The sequence below is a fragment of the Polaromonas sp. genome (assembly GCF_039930745.1).
In the GTDB taxonomy this organism is placed as follows: domain Bacteria; phylum Pseudomonadota; class Gammaproteobacteria; order Burkholderiales; family Burkholderiaceae_C; genus Polaromonas.
In genome coordinates, this window is the sequence record NZ_JBDTTH010000084.1 from 1 (window position 1) to 19244 (window position 19244).

Sequence of the window (19244 nt, forward strand, 5' to 3'; positions counted from 1 at the left end):
ACCCCAAGCGATTGAACCGCAAAGGCCAGGAACTCAAAACCAACGTCACCGACCCTGAGAGCGCCAAGATGGCCACCAGCAAAGGCGTCATCCAGGGCTACGCGGCCCAGGCTGCCGTGGACAGCGCCCACCAGATCATCATTGCCGCCGACGTCATTGGCTCAGGCTCAGAGCAGGCCATGCTGATGCCCATGATTGAGCAGGCTAGCGCCTATCGAACGCCTGACACTCTGGTCACAGCAGATGCGGGCTACCACAGCGATGCCAATATCGAACATCTCCTGCAAAAGGACATCCCTGCGCTGGTGGCCGACAACCAGATGCGAAGCCGCGACGAGCGCTTTGAAAGCCAGGAAAAGTACAAAGGCAAGCCAGACCCGCTGTCCGACAAGAAGGCTGCAAGCACGTCAAAAGCAGTCAAACGATTCCGGCCGAAGGACTTCAGCTTCAACGATGACAACACAGCCAACGGCCCGGCGGGCAAGTTGCTGATCAGCCCGGGCAGCGTCTACAAAACGGCAACGGGATTGCACTACCAGACCTACACCGCCAAAGCAGTAGATTGCAACGCCTGCAAACTCAGCGGTCAATGCTTCAAGGGCCCGATCAAACCCAATGACGGACGAGGCCGACAGGTCACCCGCTTTGCGCCCAAGCAAAAAGACCCGAGCAACCCCAGTGAGCTCATGCGCCGGGCGATTGATTCACCCAGGGGCAGGAAGCTCTACAGCCAGCGTATTGGCACGGTGGAGCCGGTGTTTGGCAACATCCGGCACAACAAGCGGTTGACCCGCCTGAACCACCGGGGACGCGTCAAGGTCAACACGCAGTGGAACCTGTACTGCATGGTGCACAACATCGAAAAGCTGGCGAAGACGAGCTTGGGACAGCACAGGGTTCAATAGGATGGGAATGAGGAGCTTGAGGCGCCATCAGGCGCAAAAATCAGCGAATTTGCGGCACACTTCGGGCATGAGCGCTCAATTCCTGAAACCCAATCCGCAGGACGTGCATGGCCGAAATGGCGTGCACGAAAAACGGGTTTATTTACAGCCTCGTTAGCCGTTCATGAATCACCGTCACTCGCTATGGCTTGCTACGATGTTCGCCGTACTGCCGCTGCTCCATGGCTGCCTGGGACTGAACGCCGCCCGATCCTTGGAGAAGGGCGGTATCCCGGGTCCGGGCCAAGCGGTGATCATTTACGGCGTCCGAGTTGATAGCCCTTGGAGTGCCCCGCAATTCCAAGTCAGTCTCGACGCGTACAACGTGAAGGAGGAAGCCCTTGACGGAGGCTGTTGGCGCCTCAATCGGACTGTGGCCTTGGTTTCGGGGAAGCCTGGCCCGACGAAGTACTTTTCCTTCGAGGTGCCTCCTGGCGATTACGTCTACGGAAGCTGGGGGGCGCCCAGCTTGCGTGGTGGCGCAAAGTATTTTTCTGCTTCAGCAGACCAAGCGGTATTTGTCGGAGAGTTTGTTTATAAGCAGGCCAATGAAGTGGAGTTGCTGCGGGACCTAGAAGCCGTTCGGCCCGCGATATTTGCAGCCTTGCCTGATACACCAAAGGACATCTCATTTGCTTCGGCCAGGCCCGTAGGTACCATTCGCATGTTCCTGTGTACCCCATGAGCAACCGGACGGCTAACATTTCGGCCAACACGGACCCGCAACAGCAGAAGGCGGCTTCGCCGCAGTTGTTGCGGACCGGTTGCCTTGGACGTTAGATTTTTAGTATCAGCCCCTGCCAGCCGGATGGGCGAAGTGGGAGGCAGGGTTTGCGCGACAAGGTATGCCTTTGCATCAATGGGTTGACGTGCCGCCGCGACCCTGCACAATGAATGCATCGTGAACCTTCGGGCACTTCCTACAACATCAGGAGACAAGCATGAGCGACGCAGACAACGCTTCTTCAGCCGGCTTCGGCAAGCTGGTACCGGGATTCGACTTTTTGCAGAACCTGGCCAAGCAGGCGGCCGGCAGCGCGGCGCAAACCATTCCGCAACTGCCCAACCTCGGAAACTGGATCGCCCCGACGCTTAATGTGGAGGAACTCGACAAGCGCATCGAGGAACTCAAGGCCGTGCAGTTCTGGCTCGACCAGAACGCCATGGCGCTCAAGGCGACCATCCAGGCGCTGGAAGTGCAGAAGATGACCCTGGCCACACTCAAGGGCATGAACTTCAACATGGGCGATGTGGCCAACGCCTTCAAGCTCAAGGTGGCAGACACCGTTGCTGGCGGTGTACAGAAAGTGGCCGACAAGGCTAAAACTTTCTCTGGGCTGGAAATACCCGAAACGAGTTATCAGGGCCATGAATCGGCGGAGAAACCCAAAACCAAGGCCCGTGCCACGAAGGCGGACTCCCAAGCTGCGGCGCCCGTGCCTGGCGTGGTGGACCCAATGCAATGGTGGGGTGCGCTGACACAGCAGTTCCAGAACATCGCCACCACGGCCATGCAGGATGCGGGAAAAAAAGCCGCCATGAGCGCCACCAAACACATGGCCACAGGGCTGGCCAAGGACGCCATGAAAACCGCCACCGGCATGGCCAAGGGCATGGCCGGATCCGCAGGGAAAACGGTGGCCAACAGCGCCCGCTCCGCGATGAACACGGCGCTGCGCAGCAGCCAGGCCTGGCCCACCCCAGCCGCGACCCCGGTGGGGAAAACCACAACACGCCCGAAAGCGAAACCCAAGGCACCGGCGCGCAAGGCCGCGCGCAAAACGGCGCGTTGATCGAATTGCTGCAGGAAAGAAAGAGAGAACATGTACCGTCTTCATGGCTTCTGCCAATCGGGCAACACTTTCAAGGTGGCGTTTCTGCTTCGTGCCCTGGGCCAGCCCTGGGAGCCCGTTTTCGTGGACTTCATGAACGGCGTCACGCGCACGGAATCCTGGCGCGAGCAGACCAACGAAATGGGCGAGGCGCCGATGCTGGAGGACGGTACGCGTCGCCTCACGCAGTCCGGCGCCATCCTGGGCTACCTCGCCAGGAAACATGGCGCGTTTGAAGGGGCCACCGAAGACGACAGGCTGGAAGTGCTGCGTTGGCTGTTTTTCGACAACCACAAATTCACCAGTTATTTCGCCACCTACCGCTTCATGAAGGCCTTCGGCCTGGCGGCGCCAGACCCGGCCGTGATGGCCTGGCTGCGTGCGCGCATCGACGCTGCCTTCGGCATCGTTGACAAGCACCTCGCTTCGCAGGAGTGGATGGTGGGCGCGGCGCCCACCATTGCCGACTTCTCGCTCAGTGCGTATCTGTTTTATCCGGTGGAAGAAAGCGACTATGAGGTCGCCGGCCGATACCCCCACATCGAAGCGTGGCTTGCGCGCCTGCGCCGGCTTCCCGGCTGGGCTTCGCCTTACGATGTGCTTCCTGGAGAGCGATTGCTGCCGAAGTGGTGATCCTATTTCTACATCACTCGTGAACGCGAAGGCGAAGGGCACGGATGATTTAGAAATGGAGTGAGGCCGCCGCGTCAGCAAGCTACCATGGCGACAGCATGAAACTTTTCCCTTACGGACACGCCACCCATCCGCAATGGCGCATGGCTGCCGGCCTGGTACTCGCGCAGCTGCGCGCTCAGATGGCTTTGCACGGTTATGCCAACGCACCTGCCCTGGGCCTGCTTTACATCACCGACCACTACACGGCACAGGCGCAGGACATCCTTGATTTCCTTGGCGCCGAGTTGCCTGAAATCACCGACTGGGCAGGCACTGTCGGCATCGGCATTGCGTCGAACAATGTCGAGTACTTCGACGAGCCGGCGTTGGCCGTGATGCTCTGCGAGCTGCCCACCGACCAGTACCGCGTGTTTTCCGGCGTGTCGCCGCTGCCGCCGACCGGTGCGAGCCATTTTCAGGCTCACACCGCGCTGGTGCATGCCGACGCCGCTACGCCGGACGTGGCGGAGTTGATCGACGAGATGGCCCAGCGTACCGGCAGCGGCTATGTGTTTGGCGGCCTGGCGTCGAGCCGCAGCAAGGCGGTCCAGTTCGCGCTCAGCGGCAATGGCAATGTCAAGGGCCAGGGCGCGGCCGGCGGCGTGTTCAGCGGTGGCCTGAGCGGCGTGGCCTTTGCGCAGGGTGCAGCCTTGATGTCGCGTGTGACGCAGGGCTGCCAGCCGGTGTCGCGCGAACATGAAATCACCGCCTGTGACGGGAATGTGGTCACGGCGCTGGACGGCCAGAGCGCGCTCGACGTGATGCTGGCCGACCTCGGCGTGTCGCTGGACGCGCCGCGTGAGGCACTGGAAAAAGTGCGCACCACGCTGGTCGGCCTGCGCAGCGCCGAGTCCGGGCTGCAGGATGGCCGCGTCCAGCGGCGCGGCCAGTTTGGAGCTGATGTGCTGGTGCGCCACATCATTGGCCTGGACCCGGCGCGCCAGGGCATCGCCATTGCCGAAGCGCCTCGCGTGGGCATGAAACTGGCCTTTTGCGAGCGCAATGCCGAGGCTGCGCGCGCCGACCTGGTCCGCGTCTGCGCAGAAATCCGCGAAGAGCTGGAGCCGCAGGAGCTCACGCTGGAAGTGGCCAGTGCGCTGAGTGCGTCCGAGGCCGAGTCGGCGCCGCACCCGGCCCGGCGTATTGCCGGCGCCATTTATGTCAGTTGCGCCGGGCGTGGCGGCCCGCACTTTGGTGCGCCCAGTGCCGAGCTGCAGATTGTGCGGCGCGCCCTGGGGGATGTGCCGCTGGTTGGTTTTTTCGCCGGCGGCGAAATCGCGCGTCACAACCTGTATGGCTACACTGGTGTTCTGACTGTTTTCACAACGGTGGAAGGATCTTGAGCATGAGAAGTTTCAGAGCCATGGGGCGCAGCGGTGCCGTGGGTTTTATCGCGGCGATGCTGCTTGCGCTTGGAAGCGGGCTGGCCAGTGCGCAGTCTGGCGAATGTATGGTGGACCTGCATAACAACACCGTGTGTCCGCCTGCAAAAACCATTTGCCTGATGGAAAAGCATGGCGGCGCCATCAAGTGCTCGCCACCGGATGGCGGTGTGATTGCTGATCGTTATGGTGTGGCGCAGTGCGGCACAGGCCGCTGTGTGCTGGACATGCGCGGCGATGCATTCTGCTCCAGGCAGAGTGGCGGTGCTGCGGCCAAGAGCCAATATGGCGATGCCGTCTGCACGGGCGGCTGCGACAAGGCACAAGCCGCCATGTGTACCACCCTGAAACGCTGAAAAAAACGGGTCAACGGCGCAAGGCTGCAAAGGCTTCGAATTCCCAGCTTCGCATTGCCAGCAGCAAGGTATAGCCTTCGCAGTCCTTGTCAGCCAGTTTCTGGTCGGTCTGGTGTTGCTGCGCAAAGTCTTGCGCGACGCGTTGCATGCGCTCCAGGAATGAAGGCGCCAGGCTGCGGCTGATGGTGCCGTGGACCAGCAGCACACCTTCGCCGCCGCCGTCAAAGCCGCCTGAAAAATAATCCAGCAGGGCGTTGTCCCTGAAATAGTTCATCACCGGTCCATGCGGGCGCCAGCGGAAGGTCTTGGCGAGCTTGAGCCGGTAGCGGTTCAGCGCCTTCAGCTCGATGATGCCGATGCGGTCCAGCTGGGCCAGGTACTTGATGCCTTCGGCCGGCGTCAGGCGGTACCTGCTGGTGATCTGCTCCAGCGTCCATTGCGAGAGCACGCAAATGGCAACCAGTAGCAGCTTCTTGTCGGCCACCACGGCTTTTTCCTGGGACTCGGTGAGTTCAGCCAGCAGGGGCTGGGTGTCGGCCACTTGCCGCGCCAGTTCGGCAAAGTCCAGCTTCAGCGCGCGGCAGATCGCGTCGATGCGCGACAGTGGCATGTCGCCTCGGGCCAGCATGCGCTTGACACTCGATTCCGCCATGCCCAGCTTGCCCGCCAGGCCGGCGTAAGTCATACGGGCGGCCTTGAGTTCTTTTTTCAGGACGGTCACGAGGTCGGCAGTGGTGCTCATGGGTATCGATTATCAATACTTTGGGTTCAACGGGAAAGACTGGATCAAATATTGATGCTTTGAAAGCGTGCCTCACGGCACATTGCAGGCTCATTCATTTCAGGAGCCATCCTCATGCAACACAGTCTTCACCTCGGGCCACGGCAGAAAATGAGGCCCACGCACTCCCCAGCTTGGCCGCGCGAACGCGGCTTGCTGCTTGCTGTTCTGCTGCTGGCTTTGGTGGCCGTGGCCGGGCCGGCGCTGGTGCAACCGGCGCATTACCACGACTTTGCCGACCAGCGTTCCTGGGGCGCGCTGCCTCATGCCATGGACGTGCTCAGCAACCTGCCTTTTGCGTTGTGGGGGCTGGTGGGTATGGGCGTGCTGGTTCAGGCGCTTCGCCGGCAGGCGGTGGACAGGACCGCGGCCTGGCTGGCGGGTCTGTTTTTTGGCGGACTGATGGTAACCACCGCTGTCTCTGCGATATACCACTGGCAGCCGGACAACGCAGGACTGCTCTGGGACCGCGGCGGCATGGTGCTGGCTTTCGCCGGGTTGCTGGGTCTGGCCGCGTGGCAGGGCATCAGTGCCCGGGCTGGTGTGGTATTGGCAGCGGCCGTGCTGGTGCTGGGGCCGGTGTCTGTCCAGGTGTGGGCGATGTCAGGCAATCTGTTGCCCTGGGGTGTGCTGCAGTTCGGCGGCATGGGCCTGATCGTCGGGCTGGCCTGCCTGCGGACGCAAACGGCCGGCGGGCAACTGCACCACGGCCTGCCCATTCGCTGGTCGCTGCTGATCGCCTTGTATGCCTTGGCCAAGGTACTGGAACTGGGGGACCATCAGGTGTTTGAGTGGACAGGGCACATCATTTCCGGCCACAGCCTTAAACATATTGTGGCCAGCTGCGCTGCCTGGCCGGTTGTCGCCGCGCTGATGGGTGTCATGAAAAGCAGGGCAGAATCCGGTTCACCCTACAGAGCAGGGGTGCCTACAGGCCGCCCCCCGGCGCCTGCTGCATAACAAAACTGAAAAAGAGGAGTCATCATGAGTGTTGAAACAGCCGTCCAGGCGTCCCTGCCGCAGGAACCCGGGCACCCCAACCAGTTCGCGCTGCTCCGCCAGCGCCGCTTTGCCCCCTTTTTCTGGACACAGTTTTCGGGAGCCGCCAACGACAACCTGTTCAAGTTCGCCTTTACCGTGATGGTGACTTACCAGCTGCAGATCGGCTGGCTGCCGCCCGCCATGGCGGGGCTGGTGATAGGTGCGCTGTTCATCCTGCCTTTCCTGCTGTTTTCTGCCACCAGCGGACAACTTGCCGACAAGTACGACAAGCGTACGCTGATCATTTTTGTGAAGCGGCTGGAAATGCTCATCATGGCGCTGGCGGCCTGGGGCTTTTTCAGCGCCAATATCCCGATCCTGCTGGGCTGCACCTTTCTCATGGGCCTGCATTCCACGCTGTTCGGGCCGGTCAAGTTTGCCTACCTGCCGCACCACCTGAACGAGCGTGAACTTATGGGCGGCAACGGCATGGTGGAAATGGGCACCTTTGTGGCCATTTTGCTGGGCAATGTAGCTGGCGGCCTGATCATTGCCATACCGGAAATTGGTGCCCACCATGTGGGTTTCAGCTGTGTCGGCATGGCTCTGCTGGGCCGTCTGGTTTCGCACTACATTCCGGCATCCCCCGCGACCGACCCGGGCCTCAAGATCAACTGGAACCCGTTCACGGAAACAGTGCGCAACCTCAAACTTGCGCATGGCAATCTCGTGGTCTTCCGCTCGCTGCTGGGCATCAGCTGGATGTGGTTTTTCGGCGCGGTGTTCCTGAGCCAGTTTCCGAGTTTTGCCAAGGAAGTGCTGCACGGCAACGAGCAGGTCGCCTCCCTGCTGCTGGTGGTGTTTTCGATAGGCATAGGCACGGGCTCACTGCTGTGCGAGGTGGTGAGCCGCCGTCATGTCGAAATTGGCTTGGTTCCGCTGGGTGCCATCGGCATGAGCGTGTTTGCGATTGACCTTTATTTCGCTTCCCGTGGCCTGCCGCCGGCCCCCGTCATGGGGCTGGCAAGTTTTATGGCGCAGCCTGCGCACTGGCGCGTACTGCTGGACCTGATGCTGCTCAGCCTGTTTGCTGGCCTTTACAGCGTGCCCATGTACGCGCTGATTCAGCTGCGCGCGCAGGTGACCCACCGTGCCCGCATCATCGCGGCCAACAACATTCTGAATGCGCTGTTCATGATTGCCAGTTCGGTGATTGCCGGCATTCTGCTGGGCCTGGGGATGACCATTCCGCAGATTTTCCTGCTGGTAGGCCTGGCCAATGCCGTGGTGGCGTTCTACATCTTCATGTTGGTGCCCGAGTACCTGCTGCGTTTCATTGCGCTGGTGGCCTCGCGCTGCATTTACCGCTTCAAGGTGACGGGCGACGACAACATTCCGGTGCAGGGCGCTGCCGTTCTGACCTGCAACCATGTGAGTTTTATTGATCCGGTCCTGATGATGGCGGCCAGCCCGCGGCCTATTTATTTCGTGATGGACCACCGCATTTTCAAAATGCCGGTGCTCGGCTGGCTGTTCCGGCTGGCGAAGGCGATACCGATCGCCCCGCGGGCCGAAGATCCCGCGGCCTATGAAGCTGCTTTCGAGGCCGCCGCCAAGGTGCTGCGCAGTGGCGACCTGCTGGCCATCTTTCCCGAGGGCGGTATCACCCAGGACGGTGAACTCCAGCCCTTCAAGGGCGGCATCATGAAGATTCTGGAAAACGCCGAGCGCGACGGCCTCAGCGTGCCGGTCATTCCCATGGCGCTGACCAACCTGTGGGGCTCGTTTTTCAGCCGTATTGAAAAAGGCGGTGCGATGGTGCGGCCTTTCAGGCGCGGCATCTTCAGCCGTGTCGGCCTCAATGCCGGGCCCGCCATGCCTTTGGCCCAGGCACAACCCGAGATCCTGCGTGCCCGTGTTGCCGCCCTCATGAAACCCTGAAAAGTATCCAAATACGATACTAATAGGGCATCCAAACATTACTGTATTGTTATTTGCCCCTGCTTCCGGCCAGCCCGGTGCACATTGGCGCCACCTCAACAACCGAGAAAGTTTTATGCAAGTACTGATTCATCGCGATTCCAAACCCTGGCAGTTTCAGGTCTGGGCCTCTTTCCTGATCGCCGTGTTCCTGTGCGCCGTTGGCTTGTCTTACTTGCCCGGCCAGGACCTGGACCGCGCTTTCATGATCATGGGTTATTTTTTCTGCCTGTCAGCGGCTTTTGTACTGGCCAAATATGTCCGCGACCAGGAGAAGGCCGAGGTCGAAAACAAGCTGACCGAAACGCCGATGTTCAAGCTCGTTGTGTGGGGTGGCTTTTTTCTGGCCATGTCGCTCACCGGCTGGGGCTTGTGGCGCATGGAGGTCAACGAGACCTACAAGGCTTTTCTCGGCGTCAGCTGGCTCTACCTGATCACCTGCAGCTTCACGCTGGCCAAAACCCTGCGTGACAAACACGAAGCCGAACTGAGCGAAGCGCGTCTGGCCGGCCGCACGGTGCGAAACACCGACGCCGAATAAGCCTCATCCAGAAAATGCGGGAAAACATCATGAAAAAGAAATTTGCTACCTATTTAATAGCGGCTTGCGCAATGGTGTCGGGGGCTGCAGCCTCTTTTCATACCCATGCGCAAACCGGCGCTTCGGCCCTGAGTGCGGTGTCCGCCTTGCCGGTGGCGTCCGTGGTGGTCGGCACCAGCGCGGTTGCCGGCGCCGTGGTGGCGGTGCCTGTGGTGCTGTCGACGACCGGCGCGGTGCTGGTCGTCAAGACCGTGGAGAGCACGGCTCGCGGGACGGTGTATATGCTGGAGCGGGCCTCCGACGGTGCGCGGGCCAGCATTGAAGTGGTGGGCAAGGGTGTGGCGGGCGCGTCCATGGTGGCGGGGACGGCCGTGGTCGTGAGCGTGATCGGTACCGGCGTGGTGCTGTCAGCGGCCGGCGAGGCGATTGCCTTCATTCCGAATGCCCTGGGCCAGGCCCTGCTGCACAACGAGCGGCTGACGCGCTGAGAAAGCGCTGGGGAAAAACACCATGAAGAAATTCCCGCTGGCTTTTCTGTGCCTGGGCCTCGCGGCCGCCAGCATGCTGGTACCGGTGGCCCACGCAGGCCGCTCGTGTGAGGCCGGAAAAGTCACACCGCAGACCGTGGAGCGCGGCATGTTGTTGGCCGAAAAAACCCTGGCCTCGCTCAATGCCAGCGGCGAGAAGGTCGTGCTGCTGGCACGCGCCGGCCAGGACCTGAGCAAATACGGTCTGCGTTATTCCCACTTGGGGCTGGCTTACCAGCAGCCCGACGGGCGGGGTGGCCACACCTGGCGTGTGCTGCACAAGCTCAATGAATGTGGCACCAGTGAATCGGCGGTTTACCGCCAGGGCCTGGGCGAGTTTTTTCTGGATGACCCGTGGCGCTTTGAAGCGGCCTGGGTGGCTCCCACGCCCGAAGTGCAGGGCAAGCTGCTGGCGCTGCTGCAGGATCCCACGCGCACGGTGGCCATGCACCACAAGCCCTACAGCATCGTCAGCTACGCCTGGGGCCGCAAATACCAGCAGTCCAATCAATGGGCGATTGAGACACTGGCGGCTGCCGTAGAACCAGGCATCAACTCGCGCGAGCGGGCGCAGGCCTGGCTGCAGTTCAAGGGCTATGAACCCACCGTCCTCAAGTTGGGCCCGCTGACGCGGCTGGGCGGGCGCATGACCGCGGCCAATGTCGCGTTTGACGATCACCCCAACGACAAACGTTATTCGGACCGCATCGAAACCGTCACGGTGGATTCAGTGTTTGCCTGGCTGCAGCGTGCGCAGCTGGCAGCGAACGGCAAGCCGCCGACCCTCGTCAAACTTTAACAATGGCTGTTCAACGCCCGGAGTTCCCATGAGCAAAGCATTACGTCTGTCTGAAAAATGGTTTCAACGCGGCCTGTGGCTGGTCGCGTTTGTGTTTGCAGGTTTCCTCATTGGCCTCGGCAGTACGGTTGTGGGCGACCTGCCGCAGGTCGAAAGAAGCCTGACCCTTGATGACTTCATCGAGCAGCCCGCAGCGAACCAGCTGCGCGAGAAGCTCAAGGTGGCAGAACGCCAGGGCCGTCAAGCGCAGGAAGCGCTGGAGCAGGCCAGGCTCAAGCACCGGGTGGCGCAGGCCAACTCGCGTTCGGCGAGCGAGACCTTCAACAACTGGCTGGCAACGCGGCGCGCGACCGAGCGGGCCGAGCAAGACCCCGAACTCGTCGAGCGCACCCGCGCGCTGGACAGTCTGAAGGCGGTCGAGCGGCAGGCGCTGGCCAACATGGAAGCCGAGCAGCAAAAGGCGCTTGATGCCAGCCAAGGTGCCACCGGCACCCGCGAGCAGCTTGACGCGCTGGAGCATGCTGCGCAGGACAAATGGGAAAGTGCGCGGCGCGCGCAGGAGCTGCGGGTGTTTCTCTATCGCCTGGCGCTGACTTTGCCGCTATTGGCAGCAGCAGGCTGGCTGTTTGCCAAAAAGCGCAAGAGCACTTACTGGCCCTTTGTCTGGGGTTTCATCTTCTTTGCGCTGTTCGCGTTTTTCGTCGAGCTGGTGCCTTACCTGCCCAGCTACGGCGGTTATGTGCGCTACATCGTTGGCATTTTGATCACGGTGCTGGTCGGGCGGCAGGCCATTGTTTCGCTGAACCGCTACCTGGAAAAGCAGAAGCTCGCCGAGCAGTTGCCCGACGCGCAGCGCCGCGAAGAACTCAGCTACGACACTGCCCTGACGCGCCTGTCCAAAGGCGTGTGCCCTGGCTGCGAGCGTGCGGTGGACCTGAAAAACACAGCGGTCGATTTCTGCCCGCACTGTGGCATTGGCCTGTTTGATCATTGCCAGCAATGCACGACGCGCAAGAGCGCATTTGCCAAGTTCTGCCACGCCTGCGGCGCCGATGGCAAGCGGCCGAGGCTTATGCCCGACTCCGTCCCCAGCGCTGCCATCCAGCCCTAGCATTGTGCGGGACGTGGTCTGCGCCAGACCTGGAGTTCAATGCTGCTTCAATCCGCGGCCCGAACTATTTTCGCAGTTCGCGAGAAAGGCGCTTGGCAATTGCCTGTACGCCCGCGTCATAGCCCTGCGCCACGTCGTCAGCCCTGTCGATCATGTCGTTGAAACTGGGGTAGCTGAATTTGGGGTCGCTTGGAAGGCTCCAGTATTTATCTCCGCGGGAGTCCGCGCCATAGTAGAGCGTCTCGCTGTAAACCGCGTCTTCTGACTCAGGTCTGGGCAGGAGATGAGTACTTACGTTCATGCGAGGAAGGTACACGGAAGACATACGGCTCGAGTACATGCTGACGTCGGAGAACCAGACATGCAAAACGGCATCGCGTGTTGGTAACTTGGCGTAGTCGATGTCTTCCGGATCGTCCTTGTGGCGCTCTACGTTGTTCAGAACGGTGACTTCGAAGCCGGCAGACCGCAATTCTTCCTGTATGGCTGAGGTTAGCTTGGAGCCCAGCGTCAAGCGCGTACTTTCCATTTTCTGGTTGAACTCCGCGCTCTTGTTGCGATTGGCGGCCGCGCTTCCAAGGTGCACAGGTAGCGCCGGAGCAAACGGAATGAAAAGATCGTTTTTTGTATAAAGCGACGCTGGCGGCATGACAGGAATCAGCGAAATTTTTTGTATCACTTCTTTGGGCTGAGCTGGCCGTTTGGCCGCGCACCCGCCGAGGACGAACACGGCTGCAAGTACAAGCCATGCTGCAGTGGCGGAGGCATTTTTTCTCATGAGTAATCCTGGTTATGAGTTCATCGCAGCGCAAAAATCCGGCCGCCACTAATTTTATGCTGTCGGCCTGCCAAAAAAACGGATAACTAGGATCGTTATAACCATGGCTAGAAGCATGGCCCGGAATGACCAACTCGTTGACGAAAGCTTCGCTCTCGCGGCCCAGTACCAAGTCCACCGAGCCATAGACGTCTTACAGAACCAGCTGCCGCGATGCTCGCACCGAAGGGGTGGAAGCTTCGCAACTCAGGCATCGTGCGCGCGGCGTCCTGTCCTTGATGCTTCCGGCTGCCGGCCTACGTCTAGCGGCCTTGGGCGCCTACAGGTTTTTTCTGTGTTGCGTTCACAGTGGGCAAACCCATTCACAAGGTTTGATCATCATGAAAAAACAGATACGCAACCAGGTGGCAGCCCTTTTTCTGCTGCTTCCCGCAGCCACCGTGCTGTTCGCCGTTCCGGGCATCGCCGCGGCGCAGCCGGCGAAGCCCGAATTGCGGTCGCTGCAGGTTGCCACCGATGACGGACTTCGCCCCGGAGCCCGACTGGATTTCACAGTGGAAGGCACACCGCGCGGCCATGTCAGCCTCACGGTACGCGGCGTACCCCGTACCATCGTGCTCAAGGAATCCGCACGCGGGGTGTACTCGGGAGGCTACACCATCCAGCGCCAGGACCGGGTCACTGAAAGCAGCGCCATACGCGCCACGCTGAAGGTGCGCAACCGCAGCATCGCGACCAATTACACCTTTCCGGCCGGCATCGCCAGCCCGGCCGTGGCGGCGCCGACCGGCCTGAGAATCGATCGCTTCACGGTGGCTCCCGTTGACAAGCTTGAGCCGGGCGCAGAACTGCGCTTCACCCTGAACGGTGCACCCGGCGGCACGGCGCAGTTCGACATCCCCGGTGTCATCAGCAATGTTGCGATGCGCGAAGTGCGACCCGGTGTGTATGAGGGGGCCTACACCATCCGCCGCCTGGACAACCTGGCGCCGTCACGGCCGGTTGTCGCCACCCTGCGCGTTGGCGGCCGGGCTGTCACGTCCACATTGACCCAGCCGCTGATCGCCGATGCCAAGCCGCCGGTGATCCGCAACATGTCGCCGCGTGACGGCGAATCCATTACGCGCAGTGCGACGACTTCGGTGTCAGGCACCTTTGACGATGCTGGCGGCGTGGGTGTGGACCCGAAAAGCGTGCGCATCTTGCTGGCGGGGCGTGATGTCACCGCCGCTGCACAGATCACGCCGCAGTTTTTCACCTATCGCGCGGACCTCCCTGCCGGTCGTTATGCAGCGGACGTGACGGCCAAGGACATGGTGGGCAACGCCGTGCGCCAGACCTGGAGTTTTGATGTGGCTTCCGCCGTGAGCGCCGCGCCTGCCACCGTGCTGTTGCAGGTAACCAGCCACGCGAACAATGCCGCGGTCGAAGGTGGCCCGGTGGTGGTGCGCGGTCGCACCGCGCCCGGCGCAATAGTTGATGTCAAAGTCGCCGCCGTCGGCACGCTGGCGGGCCTGTTTGGCATGAACCAGGATCTGCTGACGCAGCGGGTTCAGGCCGATGGCAACGGCAATTTCTCGTTCAGCTTCACGCCGCAACTTCCGCTGCCTGGTACGCGTTATGAGGTGTCGATGACTGCGGGCAAGGACGGCATGGTGGCCACCGAGACCAAGCTCGTGCTGTTCCAGAAGCAGGGTTGAGGCAGAAATTTAGAGAAAAACTGCCTGAAGCCCTTGTAGGAAGGGTGCGAGCAGCTATTGATTAAATAGCAACTCCTCAGACAGGACGGCCGTAAAAGGGATAGCTCGGGTCGTGATAGCCATGGCTGGAGGCGTGGCCCGGAATGACCAGCTCGTTGACGAAGGCCTCGTCCTCCTTGTCCAGCACCAGCTCGGTTGTACCGTAAACATCTTCCAGATGCGAGAGCAGGCGTGGCCCGGCAATGACCGAGCTGACCAGTGGATTGGCCAGCACCCAGGCGGCTGCAAATTGCCCCGGCACCCAGCCTTTGGCCTCGCAGCGCGCCTTGATCTTCTGCGCAATCACCAGCGACTCCTCACGAAACTCGGTTTCCAGAATGCGTTTGTCGCCACTGCCGGCACGTGTGCCCTCGGCCGGCGGCTGGCCCGGCGGGTACTTGCCGGTGAGCACGCCGCGCGCCAAGGGGCTGTAAGGCACCACACCCAAACCGTAGTGGCCGCAGGCGGGCAGGATTTCGACCTCGGGGCCACGGTTGAGCAGGTTGTAGTAGGGCTGGCAGACCACCGGCTGCGGTACGCCGGCTTGCTCACACAGGCGCACGATCTCGGCGATGCGCCAGCCGCGGAAGTTCGACAGGCCGAAGCTGCGAATCTTGCCTGCGCGAATCAGGTCACCAATGGCGCGAACCGCCTCGTCGAGGTTTTCGCCGTGGAAGTCGCGGTGCAGGTACAGGATGTCGAGGTAATCGGTCTGCAGCCGCGCGAGGATTGCGTCGGTCTGCAGCATGATCCAGCGGCGCGAATAGTGGCTGTCGTTGATGCCTTCACCCGCCTTGTTGCCCAGCTTGCTGGCCAGCACCCAGTGCGAGCGTTGTCCAGCCAGCAACTTACCCAGCAGGCTTTCCGATGCGCCTTCGTTGTAAACGTCGGCGGTGTCGATGAAATTGATGCCGTGTTCTTTTGCCGACGCAACAATGCGCGCGGCTTCATGGTCGGGTGTCTGCTGGCCGAACATCATGGTGCCCAGGCAAAGGGTGGACACCTTCAGGTTGCTGCTTCCAAGGCGGCGGTAGTGCATGGTCAATTTCCTGGTGGCAAGAGCTGGTTGGGGAGAAGAGGCCTGAGCGCCCTGGCCTCCTTGTCGCTGGGACAAGCGTACCAAAGCCGGGCGAAAAATTGAGTAGCGAGATGGGCGGCATGAAGCAAAAGTATTGATTGGCGCTACTTTCAGTGCTGTGGAGTGGTACCTGACTCATTGAGAGAGACTTTTTATCTGTTCCCTGCGCACACTTTCCCCACAAGCATTTGCTTGGGCCATTGGTTAATGTATGAATTCAAATCGGTCGATGTTCTCTTTTGCCTCGCTGAAACGCCGCGCTGTTCTGGCGGGCATGGCACTGGGTGCCACCGCCCTGACGGGCTGTTATGTCGTGCCTGTGCACCCTGCTCATTCGCAGATGGTGCCAACGGTGTATGCCGCGCCGGCGCCGCCCGCCAGCATGACTTTTGCGGCTCGGCTGTATCCGGCGAATGACGCCGCTGCGGCTTATGGCATGGTCAACGCGGTGGTCACCAACGACCTGAACGGGCGCGGCAGCTTCAGCACCATCATCAATGGTGAGAACTTCACCGGTGAGGCCACGCGCCTGGCTACGTCGTCTTCGCGTGAAGGTGTCGCCAACGGTGCGGGTAACCGCGGCAGCTACATCAACTGCAAATACCAGATGAACTCGGCCACGCTGGGCACCGGGCACTGCAGGCTGTCCAACGGTGCCCAGTTCACGATGCACGTGGGGAGTTGATTTTCCGGGCTATCGCTGCGATTGGTCGGCAGCCACGATGTCGGGTGCTGACTTGAGGTGCCCCACGTACCGCAGCGGTTTGTGAATCCTGACGGAGGGCACATCGCCCTCCCGCATGTGGAGCAGGTCACCGGGGTTGATCAGGCGCGGGTCAGCGTCGGTGAGTGGCAGGCCGGCGCTGCGGTAGGCCTCCAGCACAAACTGCGAGCAGAAAAACTGGTCATTGCGTCCCAGGCCGAGTTGTATTGCGGCAATGCCGCGAATGCAGAAATCTCGTACCAGTGAAGGCACCAAGGGCAGCTCGCACATGCGACGCTCCAGCGCAAAGGGGGCCTGCAGCATGACACCTAGATAGTTGTACTTCTTGCCATCATGGCGCGCCGCAAAGAGGTTGATCCTGTCCGCCTGCTCCATCGTGATATCCGGATGCCGGAAAGCGACAATGGTGGCTTCTTCATTCATCAGTGCGGTCAGGCTGCGGCGGCGAATTCCCGAGCCCACTGCCTCTGCAACCTGTTCGTTCCCCATGTAGACCGCGGCGTGACTGACGGGCGACAGCGTGGCCAGCCGGATACCCACGGAATTCAAGCCGTTTTCCGCAGTGAGGATGATGTCGCCCGGCCGCAGTGAATCGGCCTCCACCAGTTGGCCGCCGTTGCGGGGGTTGAGGGCCTTGTTCTGGAAACTCAGTGAGGGCAGGCCGGTGGTCTCGTGAGGCTTGAGGTCGGTCGCACATCCGCTCAACGCAACAGCAGCCAGCGCGGCCAGGATGAATCCGGGCAGGAACAAACGTTTCATGGAATTCCTGTCACGGAGTTGAGGTGTTGCGCGACATTCTCGCGCATAAACAGCCCTGAACGGGCATGGATTGTTCAGATTCCGCGCTGGCGATCGGTGCGGAAACCGGTGGAAAATTCTCCAAAACGCCCGGCATCCAGGGCGTCGCGCACTTCCTGCATCAGGTTCAGGTAGTAATGCAGGTTGTGGATGCTGCTGAGCATGGGGCCCAGCATTTCGCCGCAACGGTCCAGGTGGTGCATGTAGGCCCTGGAGAAATTCTTGCAGGTGTAGCAGCTGCAGGTAGCATCGACCGGCTGGTCGTCGGTCTTGTAGCGTGCGTTGCGTATTTTCAGGTCGCCAAAACGCGTGAACATGTGGCCGTTGCGTGCATTGCGCGTCGGCATCACGCAGTCGAACATGTCGACACCGGCACCCACGCCTTCCACCAGGTCTTCCGGCGTTCCCACACCCATCAAGTAGCGTGGCTTGTTCTCTGGCAGCCGGTGCGGTGTGTGCGCCATGATGCGCAACATCTCTTCCTTGGGCTCGCCGACGCTGACGCCGCCAATGGCATAGCCGGGCAGGTCTAGCGCGACCAGCGCGTCGAGTGACTCCTGGCGCAAATGTTCAAACATGCCGCCCTGCACGATGCCGAACAGTGCGTTCGGGTTCTGCAGTTTGCTGAACTCCGCAACGCAGCGGCCGGCCCACCGCAGGCTCAGCTCCATGGAAAAGCGGGCCTCGGCTTCGGTGGTGATATGGCCCTTGGTGTCATAAGGTGTGCATTCGTCGAACTGCATCACGATGTCGCTGTTCAGCACGGTCTGGATTTGCATCGAGATTTCGGGCGTCAGGAACAGCTTGTCGCCGTTGACGGGCGACGCGAATTTCACGCCTTCTTCCGAGATCTTGCGCATCTCGCCGAGCGACCAGACCTGGAAGCCGCCGCTGTCGGTGAGGATGGGTTTGTGCCAGCTTTCAAATTTGTGGAGTCCGCCGAACTGTTGCATGACCTCCAGGCCCGGGCGCATCCACAGGTGAAAAGTGTTGCCCAAAATAATCTGGGCGCCCATCTCATGCAGCGACTGCGGCATCACACCCTTGACCGTGCCGTAAGTGCCCACTGGCATGAAGATTGGGGTCTGCACCACGCCATGGTTCAGCGTGAGCGTTCCGCGGCGTGCAAAGGAGCCCAGGTAAGCACCTTCGGCGGGATCGGTTTTCAGGACTTCAAAGTTCAGCATGGAGCGATTGTCTCAGGGCGCGGTTCGTTGCAGCAGCATGGCGTCGCCGTAGCTGAAGAAGCGGTAACGCTGGGTGATGGCGTGGCGATACAGCGCCATGACGTGCTCGTACCCGGCAAAGGCGCTGACCAGCATCATCAGGGTGCTTTTGGGTAAATGGAAATTGGTCAGCAGCAGGTCCACCACCTGGAACTCGAAGCCCGGTGTGATGAAGATATTGGTGTCGTGGCAGTCGGGGCCGAACTTCGCCGCCGATTCGAGGGCGCGCACGCTGGTGGTGCCGACAGCGATGACGCGGCCGCCGCGGGCCTTGCAAGCGGCAATCGCCTGCAACGTGGCATCGGGTACCTCAAAACGCTCGAAGTGCATCACATGGTCGGCGATGTTCTCGGCCTTCACCGGCTGGAAAGTGCCGGCGCCCACGTGTAGCGTGACGCTGGTGCGCTGTATGCCGCGCGCCTCGAGTTGGGCCAGTACGGTTTCGTCAAAATGCAGCGCCGCCGTGGGCGCCGCGACCGCGCCCGGGTTTTTCGCAAACACGGTCTGGTAACGTCGCTCGTCATCGGCCGAATCGGTGTGGGTAATGTAAGGCGGCAGAGGTACATGGCCGTGGCTTTCCATCAGCGCGTACGGGTCGCTGCTGAGCGCGAAGCGGTACAGCGGGCCGTCGTCGTTGGGCCAGCGGCCTAGCAGCTTCGCGCTGAAGCCGCCGTCCATCTGCAGCACCGCGCCCGGCAGCGGCTTCTTGCTGACCTTCATGTGGGCGGCCACTTCATGGCCAGCATCCGGCGTGAGTGACAGCACCCGCTCAATCAGCAGCTCCAGCCGCCCGCCGCTGCTTTTCTGACCGAACAGGCGGGCTTTGACGACCTTGGTGTCGTTGAGAACCAGCAGGTCGCCCGGCTGCAGCAGATCCGGCAATTCGGTAAAACGTCGGTCCACAGGGGTGACGTCGCGGCCGTCCAACAGGCGTGAGGCGCTGCGCTCGGCGGCCGGGTGCTGGGCGATCAAATCGTCGGGGAGTGTGAAAT

20 protein-coding genes are annotated in these 19244 nt (G+C 61.2%); 14 read left to right on the plus strand and 6 right to left on the minus strand.

What is annotated here, in order from left to right:
* From ABI660_RS19010 to ABI660_RS19035, 6 genes are all read left to right on the plus strand, one after another.
* The coding region (locus tag ABI660_RS19010; protein WP_348071016.1) for a transposase at nucleotides 1-905 on the plus strand (905 nt) is incomplete at its 5' end.
* Nucleotides 906-1101: 196 nt separating this feature from the next.
* Complete coding sequence (locus tag ABI660_RS19015) at nucleotides 1102-1629, plus strand: hypothetical protein (RefSeq protein ID WP_348071018.1); 528 nt, start codon at nucleotides 1102-1104, stop codon at nucleotides 1627-1629.
* 256 nt (nucleotides 1630-1885) lie between these two features.
* A complete protein-coding gene (locus tag ABI660_RS19020; protein ID WP_348071020.1) occupies nucleotides 1886-2737 on the plus strand; it encodes a PhaM family polyhydroxyalkanoate granule multifunctional regulatory protein in 852 nt (283 codons plus the stop codon).
* A 30-nt stretch (nucleotides 2738-2767) separates the two neighbouring features.
* On the plus strand, nucleotides 2768-3409 hold the full coding sequence (locus tag ABI660_RS19025) for a glutathione S-transferase (RefSeq protein WP_348071022.1): 642 nt from the start codon (nucleotides 2768-2770) through the stop codon (nucleotides 3407-3409).
* A gap of 98 nt (nucleotides 3410-3507) precedes the next feature.
* The gene (locus tag ABI660_RS19030) at nucleotides 3508-4794 is read left to right on the plus strand and encodes an FIST N-terminal domain-containing protein (RefSeq protein WP_348071024.1); all 1287 of its coding nucleotides are present in this window, start codon (nucleotides 3508-3510) and stop codon (nucleotides 4792-4794) included.
* Nucleotides 4795-4796: 2 nt separating this feature from the next.
* The gene (locus ABI660_RS19035; protein ID WP_348071026.1) at nucleotides 4797-5189 is read left to right on the plus strand and encodes a hypothetical protein; all 393 of its coding nucleotides are present in this window, start codon (nucleotides 4797-4799) and stop codon (nucleotides 5187-5189) included.
* 10 nt (nucleotides 5190-5199) lie between these two features.
* Here ABI660_RS19035 and ABI660_RS19040 read toward each other — a convergent pair whose 3' ends face one another.
* The gene (locus ABI660_RS19040) at nucleotides 5200-5931 is read right to left on the minus strand and encodes a helix-turn-helix transcriptional regulator (RefSeq protein ID WP_348071028.1); all 732 of its coding nucleotides are present in this window, start codon (nucleotides 5929-5931) and stop codon (nucleotides 5200-5202) included.
* 114 nt (nucleotides 5932-6045) lie between these two features.
* Here ABI660_RS19040 and ABI660_RS19045 point away from each other — a divergent pair, with 114 nt between their 5' ends.
* From ABI660_RS19045 to ABI660_RS19070, 6 genes are all read left to right on the plus strand, one after another.
* Nucleotides 6046-6930 carry a hypothetical protein gene (locus ABI660_RS19045; protein WP_348071030.1) on the plus strand — a complete coding sequence of 295 codons (885 nt, stop codon included), beginning with the start codon at nucleotides 6046-6048 and terminating at the stop codon, nucleotides 6928-6930.
* Nucleotides 6931-6954: 24 nt separating this feature from the next.
* The gene (locus ABI660_RS19050; protein WP_348071032.1) at nucleotides 6955-8892 is read left to right on the plus strand and encodes an MFS transporter; all 1938 of its coding nucleotides are present in this window, start codon (nucleotides 6955-6957) and stop codon (nucleotides 8890-8892) included.
* Between the two features lie 115 nt (nucleotides 8893-9007).
* Nucleotides 9008-9472: a YiaA/YiaB family inner membrane protein gene (locus tag ABI660_RS19055; protein WP_348071034.1), complete on the plus strand. Its 465-nt coding sequence runs from the start codon at nucleotides 9008-9010 to the stop codon at nucleotides 9470-9472.
* A gap of 29 nt (nucleotides 9473-9501) precedes the next feature.
* Nucleotides 9502-9960: a hypothetical protein gene (locus tag ABI660_RS19060; RefSeq protein ID WP_348071036.1), complete on the plus strand. Its 459-nt coding sequence runs from the start codon at nucleotides 9502-9504 to the stop codon at nucleotides 9958-9960.
* Nucleotides 9961-9982: 22 nt separating this feature from the next.
* Complete coding sequence (locus tag ABI660_RS19065; protein WP_348071038.1) at nucleotides 9983-10798, plus strand: DUF2145 domain-containing protein; 816 nt, start codon at nucleotides 9983-9985, stop codon at nucleotides 10796-10798.
* A 28-nt stretch (nucleotides 10799-10826) separates the two neighbouring features.
* Nucleotides 10827-11909: a serine endopeptidase gene (locus ABI660_RS19070; RefSeq protein WP_348071040.1), complete on the plus strand. Its 1083-nt coding sequence runs from the start codon at nucleotides 10827-10829 to the stop codon at nucleotides 11907-11909.
* Nucleotides 11910-11973: 64 nt separating this feature from the next.
* Here the strand turns inward: ABI660_RS19070 and ABI660_RS19075 are convergent, their stop codons facing one another.
* Nucleotides 11974-12687: a hypothetical protein gene (locus tag ABI660_RS19075; protein WP_348071042.1), complete on the minus strand. Its 714-nt coding sequence runs from the start codon at nucleotides 12685-12687 to the stop codon at nucleotides 11974-11976.
* Between the two features lie 380 nt (nucleotides 12688-13067).
* Here ABI660_RS19075 and ABI660_RS19080 point away from each other — a divergent pair, with 380 nt between their 5' ends.
* On the plus strand, nucleotides 13068-14387 hold the full coding sequence (locus ABI660_RS19080; RefSeq protein WP_348071044.1) for a hypothetical protein: 1320 nt from the start codon (nucleotides 13068-13070) through the stop codon (nucleotides 14385-14387).
* A 76-nt stretch (nucleotides 14388-14463) separates the two neighbouring features.
* Here ABI660_RS19080 and ABI660_RS19085 read toward each other — a convergent pair whose 3' ends face one another.
* On the minus strand, nucleotides 14464-15465 hold the full coding sequence (locus tag ABI660_RS19085) for an aldo/keto reductase (protein WP_348071046.1): 1002 nt from the start codon (nucleotides 15463-15465) through the stop codon (nucleotides 14464-14466).
* 268 nt (nucleotides 15466-15733) lie between these two features.
* Here ABI660_RS19085 and ABI660_RS19090 point away from each other — a divergent pair, with 268 nt between their 5' ends.
* Nucleotides 15734-16189, plus strand: coding sequence for a hypothetical protein (locus tag ABI660_RS19090; RefSeq protein ID WP_348071048.1), 456 nt, complete (start codon nucleotides 15734-15736; stop codon nucleotides 16187-16189).
* 9 nt (nucleotides 16190-16198) lie between these two features.
* Here the strand turns inward: ABI660_RS19090 and ABI660_RS19095 are convergent, their stop codons facing one another.
* From ABI660_RS19095 to queA, 3 genes are all read right to left on the minus strand, one after another.
* On the minus strand, nucleotides 16199-16987 hold the full coding sequence (locus ABI660_RS19095; RefSeq protein ID WP_348071050.1) for a distant relative of cell wall-associated hydrolase: 789 nt from the start codon (nucleotides 16985-16987) through the stop codon (nucleotides 16199-16201).
* 74 nt (nucleotides 16988-17061) lie between these two features.
* A complete protein-coding gene (gene tgt, locus ABI660_RS19100) occupies nucleotides 17062-18213 on the minus strand; it encodes a tRNA guanosine(34) transglycosylase Tgt (RefSeq protein ID WP_348071052.1) in 1152 nt (383 codons plus the stop codon).
* Nucleotides 18214-18225: 12 nt separating this feature from the next.
* On the minus strand, nucleotides 18226-19244 hold a 1019-nt coding region (gene queA, locus ABI660_RS19105), incomplete at its 5' end, for a tRNA preQ1(34) S-adenosylmethionine ribosyltransferase-isomerase QueA (protein WP_348071054.1).